Origin of the sequence: Ensifer sp. Root954 (genome assembly GCF_001429005.1) — a bacterium.
GTDB lineage: Bacteria > Pseudomonadota > Alphaproteobacteria > Rhizobiales > Rhizobiaceae > Ensifer > Ensifer adhaerens.
The window spans coordinates 55,462-66,068 of record NZ_LMJM01000052.1 but is presented as its reverse complement, the minus strand read 5'-3'; the positions used below and the strand labels follow the sequence as shown (position 1 = coordinate 66,068).

The window sequence follows — 10,607 nt, the reverse complement described above, 5'->3', positions numbered from 1 at the left end:
GGATTGAAAATCCGCGTGTCGGTGGTTCAAATCCGCCTCCGGGCACCATTCTAAGCCCTTGCTGTGCCTAGATTTTTCCATGTATGCAATTCCTCTTACGTAGCCGCGTTTGACAAAATCACGTCGTGGATTTGACAACTTTGGTTTTGCGTTTGTTCAGCTCGGCCTCGAAATCGGCAACGGCGGCAGTCGTCTGGCGCGTGCGGTCGGCCCGCCTTGAGTAGTGCTTTGCCATGGCTTCAGTCGCGTGGCCGAGCACGAGGGCGATGGTGCCGTTATCCTTGCCCATCTCGGCAAGGATGGTCCCGACCGTGTGGCGAAGCCCCTTGAGCGTGAGCCCTGGCTGCACCAGCCCATCCTTCTCCAGCTTCTTTTTCAGCTTGTCCCAATTCGTGCTGAAACCGTTATAGGTCCACGGCTGACCTCTGCTGTTGGCGCACAAGGTAATCGCGTCATGCTTCGGCGCCTTAGCCAGGGCGACGGCTACCGGCTCGAAAATCGGCAAGTAGACAGGCTGGCCCGTTTTATGCCGGCGCGTGTCGATACCGGCAGACGCTACGGCCGTCTTGGGCAGCGCCAGCGCATCCTGAGGGTCGAGTCCGTAGAACATCATGAGGCCGATCGGGAGGCTCATATGAGCGGGTAGGGCGCCGAGCACGGTTTCCCGCTCTGCATCGGTCCAAGGCCTGTTCGCGTCCCCAAGGCTTTTCGGCCGTTCGGCTACGCTGACCGCCTCGACCGGGTTTTCCTTCACGTAGTCGTACTCCAAGCCCCAGTTGAAGATGATAGACAGGACAGACCGGACCTTGTTGGCAAAGCGGAATTTGTGCTGCAATTCGGCCTTGTCTCGGATCTTCGCGACGAAGCTCCGGGTGAAACGCTCCAGAGGCGTATCCTCGATGGGTTTCAGCCAATCGAACACCAACTGATAGTCGCTCTTCGTCCTCGGGGCGCGCTTCAGAAATTTGGGGCTGGCACGGTACTTCTTGATGAGCATGCCAAGCGTTCCCGGCTTTGCTTCCTTGACCTTATGCAGCTCGTTGATCCGGTGCACTTCGACATCAAAGGCGAGCGTGTATGGCTCGAACTTCGTGCAGTCGATCTTCTCGCGGCTCTTCCGATGATAGGCGCGCCACTCGAAAGGCGGCTTCTTGTCTCGGAAGATCTGCCAGCCCTTGTACTTGTTCTGACGTTTCTCGCGATCTGCCATTAGCCGAGCTTTCCGAGGATTTCGTCATCGCTATCGGGCGCGCCATCCTTAAGCGCATCGATCCAGCTATCGAGGTCGCGGAGGTCATATAGGCGCTCACCCGTTGGCATGGCGACCGGCGAAACTCGGCATGCGCCCGGAAAGCGCTTCACGGCCAAGCCGCAGTATTCGGCCGCCTCTTTCAGCGAGAGCATACGGGGCCGATGGTTGACCTTGAGATTGAGTGTAGCCGTCGCCATCAGCGTTCCTCCGTTGCAACAGCGAATGCGGAGATCGCGCGCAACAGGTCGCTGCGCGCTTCCATGTCGGTCCCATCATCCGCAAGCCATGTCTCGGCGAAGGCTGCGATAGCGACAACGTCGGCCAGCGAGCGGCACGTGTATGCGCGCAGCCATTTCTCGATTTCGGAGAGCTTTCCAAACAGGGCAAACTCCTCCTCTTCGAGCCGCTGACGGTAGGGGGTGCCGATATACCGGCAGGGGGTGACGACTTCAGCGCATGGAGGCTGATCGGGCGATGCGGAGATACGCATGATCTCACCCACCAGAACGGCCCGATTTGCCGCAATCTCCTCGTAGGTGTCGATCATCCACGAGAGTTCGCCGCTGACGGCGGGGGGTGCCGGTACATCGGCAGGGGGTGCCGACATATCGGCAGGGGTGGCGGCGTAGGCAGAAAGAGCCAACGGGCTTGCCAGCAGGGCGCGGCGGGAGAGGGCGCTATGCATTGTCCAAGTCCTCCTGGATTGTGCGTAGCGCCTCGCTGACGCGATCGAGGTTCCCGAGGGCAATCTGGATCGTGCCGTATGTCGCCTCCAAGTACTGTTCGTTTCGGAGGTAGGCGCCGCCACCCTGCAAAGCGAGCCAGGCGCAGCGGAGCAAAGTCACAGCTTCGTCGTTGTTGATGAAGGCGACTTGCGCCTCTCTTGCGCATTCAGCAGAGAATGATGTACGTTGCTTTTGCATTTCAGACCTTTCTGGTTGCACAAAAGGCCCCGTCGGTTCCTACGCCGAGACGGGGCCTTTTTCTTTTGGATTGCCGTTTGAGTAGAATCGCTCAAGGGCCACGATGATCTCCGCGTTCATCGAGCGCCGATTGACTACGGCCGCCGCCTTGATCTTTTCCTTGATTTCCGCAGGGAGACGCACTCCCAGCGGAGGGATTGCTGCGCTCATTGTTTCTGACCTCCGCAATGACTACACTGTGTTGTAGCTACACTGTGTAGTTATTGCGGTCAAACGGAAAATGGCTACAAGGTGAAGTCATGAGCAGCAAGAAGCCCGCTGATGAAAAAGTTTCGAACGTTCCACCGTTCGGGTTGCGAATGCTCCCTGAGCTAAAGGATCGTATAGCCGCCGCTGCCGCAGAGAACGGGCGGTCGATGAACGCTGAGATCGTAGCGCGCCTTCAGGCGACGCTCGAACAAGACTGGGACACACCGATCGAGATCGTCCAGCTGAAGCCGATAGGGTTGAGCAGGGCCGCTGCCGCCGCCCTGCTTGGTGTATCCACAATGGCGCTTGATGACTTAGTTCGTACTGGTGAGCTTCCTCCTCCGAAGCATCTGGGTTCCGAAGTGATCTTTCCTCGGGAGGCAATCGAACAAGCCGCGAGGGAGTGGCTGGGCGTTGAGGCCGACGATGACCCAATCACCATCGTTCATAAAATCAAACCGTCTCGCACCTGAGTGCCGACGACCTTTTGTTCGGAAGCCAAACGCGAGGGGCGTTATATGAGGGGAGACAGACGTGGCTAAACGTCGACCGCCAGCCATAGGGGCGGGAGTATCAGGATTGGTGCCTCATCACGGTGAGGCTATCCAACGCATGACGACTAAGAGCGTACTGACGCCAATGCTCTTGCTGCTCGCCATAGCGCTGACCACGCTGCTGCCAGCAATCTATTTCAGTACCGGATGGACCCAGGAAGTGCTGACCTATTTGGTAGTGTTGGTCGTCGTTGTTTCAGTTGGTTTCTATACCTACTTCGCAATTCGCGATCCCGACCGCCTTCAATCCGAAGAATATCTGGTCGAATTAAGACGCATCGCCGTCCTCGGTGAAACCGGAAAACCCATTCAGACGATCGACGGGAAGGCAGAACAAACGCCTAACGTTTTCGTCGAAGGTGAAGAGGCTGTGAAGTGACATGCCAGTAAAGATTTACATGATCGTGTTCTACACGCCCACATTCAATCTTGAGATGTTTAATCGATGGATTACGAGCAGCCCGTACGTCTTGAGCTATTGGAACTATTTGCCTCTTATATACTGCATCAAATCGCAAGCCTCTGTAAGCGAACTACGGGTCCATTTTGAACCTTTTTTCAATTTCGAAAATTTTCTTATCACGGAAATCAATCCCGAAAACATGAGTGGAAGACTGCCACAGGAGGCGTGGCCGTGGTTTCACCAAACGATCTTCCCACCGAAAAACACCTTGCCTGGTGGGCAGCCCTCCACCAACGGCACGCTTCCACGCCTCAAATAAAGTGCGGCCGCGCAAATCTCGCAGCCGCCCAAAAATGTCCTAGCTGCGGACCTTTACCCCTCGCTCACGCATGTCGCCAACTTGGCGACTTGATCCGGCCCATCAGCCTCCTCCACCGGAGGGGAAGCCGAATTAGAACGCTTAACGCCACGTCGAGCGCTGAGATTTTTCTCAATTGCCCGCCAGTCGGCTTCAGAGAGAGATACAATCACGCCCGCACCTCAAGCCGCTGCCACATCGGCCGCAAACGGGTCGATCTTCTTGCCGACCTGATCCGGCCAGGTGTGAATGGTTTCCGTGGTGCACCCGAGCGCAGAAACCAGCGTGAGATCCACGTGGCCGCCGATGCCATAGATCTCAGGCATATCCGGCTTAGAGGGATGGTTGCCGCGCTTGCGCCGCAAAGCCTCCATCAGCGCCACACCGGTTTGCTCCAGTCCACCACCCACAGCGACGACGGCGCCGGCCTCGGCCTCTGTAAGTTCGCCACCCGCTCCGAAAGCGTCAGGGGTGCGATAGAGCTGCCAAGCGTCGAAGCCGGCCAGGCCGTGGGTGTTGACGAAAAAGGCGGCCGGCCCGTCAGTCTCAGAAATTCCCGCAATGAGGATCTCCACATGCTCGGCCGGCGCGCTTCCTTTGCGCTCGGCCAACATCTCTTCGAAGACATTGATCACGTCGTTGACGGTGGTCATCACCGTCGCGGCGGCCATCACGGCAGCAGCGACGCTGGCGACAGCCTCACGGTCGCCGCGGCCGGTCACCGCCAGCGGCAAATACTCAGAAGTCCAGACCTTGCGGCCGATATCCGTCAGCGTTCCGTCATCCGAATAGAACGCCGCGTCAGTCAGCAGCTCGATACGGTCGGGGAAGATTTCACAGTAAAACGCACTCATGCGGGTCTCCTGATGTTGAGTGAGAAGGTGCCGCCGATGATCGCACCGCCGGAATTTCCGTTGCGTGGAAAGAGGTCGTCGAACGCTAGATCGAGAAGGCGATTGGAGATGTTCGTGAGGGCGTCAGCGAAGACATCGGCTGCCTTCTTGCCCTCAAGGAAGCTGCTGACGATGCCTTGAGCCATGTCGCGCTGAAACGCAGTCGCTTCCTGCGCGCGCTGGCGGATCTCGTCTTGGCTGTCGGCCAGTCGCCCGGACTCGGCCGTCGCATTGGCGTAGGCGTCGGCCAGCGTGTCGATCTCGGCGCGCAGCTTCGGCGTCAATTCGAGGCCGCTGGCCGTTGCGGCCGTCAACAGTTCATGAGCGGTGCGGGCCTTCTCCAGCGCATAGCCGTAATCCTCGATCGTGGGATTGAGGGCGCGTTGTGCATCGGTCTCAGCTATGGTCGCCGCCGTGGCCTCTGCGATGCGGTCTGTGAGCGTCTGATACTCGTCGGCCTTCTTCTTCGCGCCGCCGCCCTTGCCGTCGCTGGCGCCGCCGCCAGCGGCCTTTCCGCCCGCGTTGTCGCTGAATGTCGTGGACAGGGCTTCATTCAGCTTGCCGGTCGAGATTTCAGCCAGGTCGATCTCGGCGCGCAGTTTCTGGATCTCGGCGGAAAGCGGGCTCTTGGCGATCACATCCCGCGTTTTCTCGAGGCCGGTGATATCGTCAGGCAGGCCGACAAAGCGGCCAACGCGAGGATCTGAGAAACCGCCACGCTCGGCGCGGCCCATGTCGACATTGACCGAGCCGCCGACCTCAGAGCGCAGCGCCGCGCTCTTCTCGGCCAGCGACGCCCGACTGACGGCGACAAGCGCCTGTTGGCGCTTCATCTCCAGCTCCAGAAGCGATTTCTTCGCCTCAAACTCTTTCTTGGTATCGGCCACGATGCTGGACGTTGCCGAGGATTGAGCGCCGGCCGTCTGCGCGATCGCCACCTTGTACGCGTCCTGCGCTTTCTGCACGTCGGCAATCATTGACTGGACGCCTTCACCCGTCGTCGCCTGCTCCGCAAGGCTGCGGGTCGCGTCGTCGATCGATCCTTTCCAGTTTCGGAAGATCAGCACGGCTCCTGTGACCGCGCCGAGGATCAAGCCGAGCGGGCCGAGCGCCGCCGAGAAGCCAGCAGCAGAGAGCGAGCCAGCGCGCATTGCAGTGGTGAGCGCAATGACAGCCGAAGCCGCATTCGGGATGGTGGCGATCATGCCGGCGATGGAACGGCCGACGAGTGCGCCGGCGAGGATGCCGGCGAACTTCAGCGTAATGTCGGCCGTCTTGTCGAAGTTGTCAGCCAGGGCGTTGAGACCGTCAACCAGCCGCGCCGACGCGCCGAGAGAACTATCCGTCTCCCCGATGTACTTCGTGAAGGCGTTGCGAACCTTCGTCAGTCCCTGATCAATCGTCTGTGTCGCGTTCGACGCCATGGACTGGATCTGAGGAAGCCCGCGCAAGAACGCTTGGAAAAACTGCTGGCCTGAAACCTTGCCATCGTTCACCAGTTGCTTGAGCTTGTTGACAGATCCGCCAGCCGCATCGAGGCCGGCCGCGACAGCCATAAGGATAGGCCGCGCGCCGTCATTGACCAAGTTAAATTCCTCGGCCTGCACGCGGGCCGAGCCGAGGAGCTGGCCGAGCTGCGTGAGCGCGCCAGACGCCTCGGTCGCGCTGGTGCCGCTGACGCGCAGCGCCGTCGCCACTCCGTCGGAGAAGCGCAGCAGATCCTGCTGCGAAGCGCCGAGGTTGTCCGAGGCCTGCGCCGCCTTGCCGAACAGATCAGCGAGCGCCCCGACTGGCGCGGCGTTGGCCTGCGCCGACTGATACAGCCGCTCAAGCACGTCTGCTTGGCGGTCGCCCACGACGCCAGCCACGGCGAGGCTGTTTTTCGCGGTGGTCCAAGCGTCGGCGTACTGCGCAACCTCGCGCACCGACAGCACCGCTGCGATCCCGGTCAAAGGGGCAATGAGAGCCTGCGCCGAGCTGCGCCCGATGGTATCGAGGCGGCGATGCATGCCTCTGAAACGGTTCTCAATCGCTCGGGCCTGTGCATTGGTGATGCCGGCTGCGCGTTGCATTTCGCGTTTGTAAGAATTGATGTCGGCTGAGAGCTGCACGACGAGCTTTTCAATATCGGTCGCCATCTAACGATCCTTCCGGAGTGAAAAAGCCCCGGCACAGTGGCCGGGGCGCTCCTTGCTCTGAGACAATCAGGGAGTGACAGGGGGGATGGTGATCGCGGTGAAATTGCCGTGGATCAGGGCGGCGGCGCGCTTTACGGCGAAGGCAAGCCGCTCCTCGGCGCGGATCGTCAGCATGTTCTTGATGAAGTTGTCCCGATCTTCGTCGGAAACCATCACTTCGGGGTCCATCCGGTCATAGATCATCGTCGCGGACTCGAAGGCACCAACGAGGAAGTCTCCGACATGCATGGAGTTGGTCCAAACAACCGGGAGACCCCAGACCGTACCAGGTCCACCCTGCCAAGGGCCGTCTGACAGATAGCGGCCTTCGTCGTCCTTCATGCCCATCATGTTCAGCCAGTCGCGGGTGTTGAGCAGCACGCCCGATGCCGGCAGATCTGCCTCTTCGGCCTGACTGATTGCATGGCGCAGGATGTCGAGACGGGTGTCGCGGGCCACCACCCGGGTGATGTCGAAGTCCGTTGCCTGCGGGATCATCCCGTGCAGGTTCTGGCCGGTTCCGTCGCCGTAGAGGAGCTGAACCTCTTCCTTGATCGCCAGACCATAGCGCAGCGAGCCATCAACGAGTGTGCCGAGTTGCGGTGCATCCTCCATCGCCTGCCGGGAGGCCGGGATCCAGTGCGCGATCGTGCGAACCGGCGTATCAGCCAGCTCGTAGGTGATATCGGACTCCGCCTTCTGGGTGCCTTCCCCGGCAGGCGCAGCGTTGTTTACGAAAGTCTTTTCCTTGAAATACTCGACCGAGTTCGACCCGGTGCGGCCGGAGCCAAGCAAGGCGCGCACGGTCAGGCGACGGCGCGGCAGCATGACACCGTTCGGATCGCGATCCGGCGTGATCAGGGCGCCGGCAGAGGTGCTGATGGAGGTCAGAGCGTTCGAAACGCCGATTTTCGCCTTGCCCTTGCAGCTATTGGCCACAAACGTCTGATACTCGGTGCTCTGGGTTACCGTCGCGCCCCACGAAAGCGGGTTTGACGATCCGCCTCGGCGGCCGCCGCCGCGCTGTTCAAGGTCGAGCTGGCGCGTGCGCAACTGCTCGATGGTCTGTTCCTGCGTGTCGATGCGGTTCCTGAGATCCTTGTTGATCCGGCCAACTTCGGCGCCGATCTGGTGGAGAACAGCCGAAACGTCACCTTCCGCTCGCGGCATGGAGCGCAGGGCGGCGGGTGCCGAGGAAGCCAAGAGAGCCGCGAGGGGAGCCAGCGGCATGCGGATATGCTTCGTCATGAGATTTTGCCTCATCTGAGGCGGCGTAGGGAGGGCATCAGGCCGAAACACCAAATCGCCGCCGTTGTGGAAACGGGTTCAATGCTCGCGGTTAGCGAGTTTTGACTTGCGACTGGTGCGGATAGCGCTGGACATATCCGGGGGCCAGGTGAGGCCGGGTTCTCCGTCCTCTGAGCAGCGCTTGGCATGCCTGATGCCAGAGGTAGGATCAACGGACGATTCCGTCAAGCCGGCCTCTTCGAGAATTCTACTCAGCGGCTCGTCTCCCGATCCGCTCTTGATCGCCTTGAGGATCTTGAGCCGCGCCGATCGCGCCCAACCTTGCACCGCCAGCGCATGGTCTACGATGCGAACGGCAGATGGAGTTTTGCTGTTAAACGGGGAGAGTTCGAACGGCTGGCCCTTCGCGGTCGGGGCGGTGCCATGGGTGACACCATGACACCCATGGGCGGCGACCTTCTGGCCGAGGCGGCGCTTGCGGCTGGTCATTGCAGCCCCTTCGCTTCGTGGCGCGCGCCCGTCAACGAGTGAAGGGCACCGGCCTCGATGCGGTCTGCCAACTGGCGGAACCGCGCAGCGGCTCGCGGGCTGCCTTCGTTGACGCTTGCCTGCACGGCAGCGAACGTCAGCATTCGGTCGAGCAGCATGGGCAGGCTAACACCCACGTCCGCCATGATCAGCTTTGCGGAGCCGTAAAGCATCTGGTCGCAGAGCGAGCGCTTCCCCGCCTCGGCTTCGGTTTCCTTCGGCTTTGCTTTCATCGGTTTTTCCTTGCGTATGTCGCCAACTTGGCGAAGTGAAAAAAATGTTTCTGTTTCCAACATTTTCGAGCCCAATGACCAGAAAACACGTGCAAATTCAGATAGTTGCGGAGAGGATGTCGCTGACGCTGCTGCTAATTCGGGGTTGAGCCGAAAATAACTCCAGCTCAAAAAAATCGTGCGAATGTGGGGGACGCGGGTGGACAAGCGAGAGCCTGTTTTGACTTTTGCCCCACCCCTCCCTCACCATCGCGCGCCGCGCTCGGCCTTTTGCTTTTCGCGGTCGTGGTACGCCTTTGAGAGGGTTTCGAGGTTGTCGATGTCCCAGAACAACGCTAGCACTCCGCGATGCGGTGTCTTGTGGTCGACAACAGGACTATTGCCCTCTGGATGCTTGCCGACGCAGATCACGCCAGTCTTTTGGCAGGTGTAGCCGTCCCTAAGCAGCACCTGCTCGCGCAGCTTCTTCCAACGCCGGGTGTAGTACCACTTGCGCCACGGCTGCTCTTGATCGCGTTGCTTGAGGCGCTGAGCCTCGGCTTCTTTGCGATCGGTAGGCTTGGCCAGGCCAAGGCGGGGAGCCAGCGTCGCAAGGCGCGGTTTCAGTGTCGTCAGCTTAGCCATCAATGTCTCCCGGCTGTTGGAGAGAGCCGAGCCACACGATCCATGATCAGATCGCGGCCAGCTCCTCGGGTTTTCTGTTCTGCAATGATTGCTGCCTGCTGGACGTCAGACGTCCATATCCGGTCGATTGCTTCGCGCGTCGTTGGCGACAAACTCGAAAGCCAGCGATCGATCATCGTCCAAGCATCGGCCTGAGCAGACACAACCGATGGTGGTGATTTGCGTGAGTGGTTCGCCCCCCGCACACTCTTCCTCAAAAGCCCATTCACCATCTCGGCCGTCACCGCCGTTGAGGTTCCTGCTGGCCTGGAGGGCTCAACCCCTCCACTTGCGCCGTCAGTGCCTTTGAGTTTCTTACTTGAGTTCCTTAATTGAGTTAGGGTGCAAGAATTTGCACTGTCTAAGTGCACGTTTTTGCACTTAGTAAGTGCACGTTTTTGCACTATCTCCGGTTCCGGTTCTTCCTTCTCGTAGGCCTCAATAATCTCCCGAAACCGCTTCCAGTTGGGCTGGTATCGAGACCTAAAACCGTTGCCGCCGTGCCTGATTTTTACAACCAGACCTAGCTGATCCAACTCGTTCGTCGCATTGACGACGTTTCTCTTACTCACGCCTGATCGCCTCATGAGAGTATCTGTTCCGGGGTCGCATTGACCCGTTCTCGGGTTGAAATAGCCAATGATGATCGCAGCGATGCTCTTGGCGTCGCTAGACAAGGCGCGCACCAAGCAGATCGCTCGATATGCCATCGGAACATCGGCTTTACCGGGAAGGTCAGGCTTCTCGCTCATGAAGCCTGCGCTTTGCCGCCCTGTAGTCGTCTCCAAGCCGCGCCATAGCCGCAACATCGGGCTCTATGACGATCCGCAGCAAGCCCTTGCCCTGCATGCTCCGCAAAGCCCCGATGACGTGCTGCTCACCCATGCGCAGCGAGTGAGCGAGCTGAGCCGTTGTAGCGGTGCAGCGCCCGCCCGAAGCGTCCAGAGCCATCAGGACTGAAGTCCCGACCGCTTGCTCTGGATGACCAATTTTGCGAGAAATACTGAGGCCGAAAATGGCCTCCTCAATCGGTGCGGGAGGGGCTTTAGCCTTTGACAAATTCCCGCTAAGTGTTTGATCTTCACTAGCGAGTTTGACAGAATTTTCGTCACAACTTACTGAAATC

Annotated in this window: 15 protein-coding genes and 1 tRNA gene (1 of these 16 running past the window's edge); 3 read left to right on the top strand and 13 right to left on the bottom strand. The window is 59.7% G+C overall.

All coding sequences use genetic code 11. The annotated features are described in order from the left end of the window. A tRNA-Phe gene (locus tag ASE71_RS30995) sits at positions 1–48 on the top strand (it extends 46 nt beyond the left edge of the window). Positions 49–118: 70 nt separating this feature from the next. On the opposite strand, the gene ASE71_RS30990 is transcribed toward ASE71_RS30995, so the two are convergent. From ASE71_RS30990 to ASE71_RS35400, 5 genes are read right to left on the bottom strand one after another with little or no spacing between them, the layout of a single operon-like run. Beyond that, positions 119–1,210 (bottom strand): tyrosine-type recombinase/integrase, encoded by a 1,092-nt coding sequence (locus ASE71_RS30990; protein ID WP_060635014.1) that lies wholly within the window; start codon positions 1,208–1,210, stop codon positions 119–121. Next, the gene (locus ASE71_RS30985; RefSeq protein WP_244496980.1) at positions 1,210–1,449 is read right to left on the bottom strand and encodes a hypothetical protein; all 240 of its coding nucleotides are present in this window, start codon (positions 1,447–1,449) and stop codon (positions 1,210–1,212) included. The genes ASE71_RS30990 and ASE71_RS30985 overlap by 1 nt, the downstream gene beginning before the upstream one ends. Next, positions 1,449–1,937, bottom strand: coding sequence for a hypothetical protein (locus ASE71_RS30980; RefSeq protein WP_060635013.1), 489 nt, complete (start codon positions 1,935–1,937; stop codon positions 1,449–1,451). Before ASE71_RS30980 ends, ASE71_RS30985 begins: the two co-directional genes overlap by 1 nt. Then, positions 1,930–2,175, bottom strand: coding sequence for a hypothetical protein (locus tag ASE71_RS30975; RefSeq protein WP_060635012.1), 246 nt, complete (start codon positions 2,173–2,175; stop codon positions 1,930–1,932). The genes ASE71_RS30980 and ASE71_RS30975 overlap by 8 nt, the downstream gene beginning before the upstream one ends. A gap of 39 nt (positions 2,176–2,214) precedes the next feature. Next, positions 2,215–2,385, bottom strand: coding sequence for an Arc family DNA-binding protein (locus tag ASE71_RS35400; protein WP_082620428.1), 171 nt, complete (start codon positions 2,383–2,385; stop codon positions 2,215–2,217). A gap of 89 nt (positions 2,386–2,474) precedes the next feature. Between ASE71_RS35400 and ASE71_RS30970 the strand changes: the two genes are divergently transcribed. Next, positions 2,475–2,897 carry an Arc family DNA-binding protein gene (locus ASE71_RS30970; RefSeq protein WP_060635011.1) on the top strand — a complete coding sequence of 141 codons (423 nt, stop codon included), beginning with the start codon at positions 2,475–2,477 and terminating at the stop codon, positions 2,895–2,897. Positions 2,898–2,958: 61 nt separating this feature from the next. After that, entirely contained in the window at positions 2,959–3,357 is a 399-nt protein-coding gene (locus ASE71_RS30965; RefSeq protein ID WP_156411767.1) for a hypothetical protein, read from the top strand. A gap of 564 nt (positions 3,358–3,921) precedes the next feature. Here the strand turns inward: ASE71_RS30965 and ASE71_RS30955 are convergent. From ASE71_RS30955 to ASE71_RS36305, 8 genes are all read right to left on the bottom strand, one after another. Next, the gene (locus ASE71_RS30955) at positions 3,922–4,593 is read right to left on the bottom strand and encodes a hypothetical protein (RefSeq protein WP_060635009.1); all 672 of its coding nucleotides are present in this window, start codon (positions 4,591–4,593) and stop codon (positions 3,922–3,924) included. Then, positions 4,590–6,566 carry a tape measure protein gene (locus tag ASE71_RS30950; RefSeq protein WP_244497396.1) on the bottom strand — a complete coding sequence of 659 codons (1,977 nt, stop codon included), beginning with the start codon at positions 6,564–6,566 and terminating at the stop codon, positions 4,590–4,592. The genes ASE71_RS30955 and ASE71_RS30950 overlap by 4 nt, the downstream gene beginning before the upstream one ends. 270 nt (positions 6,567–6,836) lie before the next feature. Continuing rightward, a complete protein-coding gene (locus ASE71_RS30945) occupies positions 6,837–8,057 on the bottom strand; it encodes a phage major capsid protein (RefSeq protein WP_060635007.1) in 1,221 nt (406 codons plus the stop codon). 78 nt (positions 8,058–8,135) lie between these two features. Further along, positions 8,136–8,546 (bottom strand): hypothetical protein, encoded by a 411-nt coding sequence (locus ASE71_RS30940; protein WP_060635006.1) that lies wholly within the window; start codon positions 8,544–8,546, stop codon positions 8,136–8,138. Further along, positions 8,543–9,025 carry a hypothetical protein gene (locus ASE71_RS36090; RefSeq protein WP_156411766.1) on the bottom strand — a complete coding sequence of 161 codons (483 nt, stop codon included), beginning with the start codon at positions 9,023–9,025 and terminating at the stop codon, positions 8,543–8,545. Before ASE71_RS36090 ends, ASE71_RS30940 begins: the two co-directional genes overlap by 4 nt. A 36-nt stretch (positions 9,026–9,061) precedes the next feature. Next, a complete protein-coding gene (locus tag ASE71_RS30930; RefSeq protein WP_060635004.1) occupies positions 9,062–9,442 on the bottom strand; it encodes an HNH endonuclease in 381 nt (126 codons plus the stop codon). After that, complete coding sequence (locus ASE71_RS30925; protein ID WP_060635003.1) at positions 9,442–10,233, bottom strand: helix-turn-helix domain-containing protein; 792 nt, start codon at positions 10,231–10,233, stop codon at positions 9,442–9,444. Before ASE71_RS30925 ends, ASE71_RS30930 begins: the two co-directional genes overlap by 1 nt. Then, on the bottom strand, positions 10,217–10,607 hold a 391-nt coding region (locus ASE71_RS36305; protein WP_162263926.1), incomplete at its 5' end, for a hypothetical protein. The genes ASE71_RS30925 and ASE71_RS36305, both read right to left, overlap by 17 nt.

Excerpts from the sequence above, each read along its gene's own strand:
- ASE71_RS30990 (WP_060635014.1), bottom strand. The coding sequence starts at position 1,210 with ATGGCAGATCGCGAGAAACGTCAGAACAAGTACAAGGGCTGGCAGATC.
- ASE71_RS30985 (WP_244496980.1), bottom strand. The coding sequence starts at position 1,449 with ATGGCGACGGCTACACTCAATCTCAAGGTCAACCATCGGCCCCGTATG.
- ASE71_RS30980 (WP_060635013.1), bottom strand. The coding sequence starts at position 1,937 with ATGCATAGCGCCCTCTCCCGCCGCGCCCTGCTGGCAAGCCCGTTGGCT.
- ASE71_RS30975 (WP_060635012.1), bottom strand. The coding sequence starts at position 2,175 with ATGCAAAAGCAACGTACATCATTCTCTGCTGAATGCGCAAGAGAGGCG.
- ASE71_RS35400 (WP_082620428.1), bottom strand. The coding sequence starts at position 2,385 with ATGAGCGCAGCAATCCCTCCGCTGGGAGTGCGTCTCCCTGCGGAAATC.
- ASE71_RS30970 (WP_060635011.1), top strand. The coding sequence starts at position 2,475 with ATGAGCAGCAAGAAGCCCGCTGATGAAAAAGTTTCGAACGTTCCACCG.
- ASE71_RS30955 (WP_060635009.1), bottom strand. The coding sequence starts at position 4,593 with ATGAGTGCGTTTTACTGTGAAATCTTCCCCGACCGTATCGAGCTGCTG.
- ASE71_RS30945 (WP_060635007.1), bottom strand. The coding sequence starts at position 8,057 with ATGACGAAGCATATCCGCATGCCGCTGGCTCCCCTCGCGGCTCTCTTG.
- ASE71_RS30940 (WP_060635006.1), bottom strand. The coding sequence starts at position 8,546 with ATGACCAGCCGCAAGCGCCGCCTCGGCCAGAAGGTCGCCGCCCATGGG.
- ASE71_RS30930 (WP_060635004.1), bottom strand. The coding sequence starts at position 9,442 with ATGGCTAAGCTGACGACACTGAAACCGCGCCTTGCGACGCTGGCTCCC.
- ASE71_RS30925 (WP_060635003.1), bottom strand. The coding sequence starts at position 10,233 with ATGAGCGAGAAGCCTGACCTTCCCGGTAAAGCCGATGTTCCGATGGCA.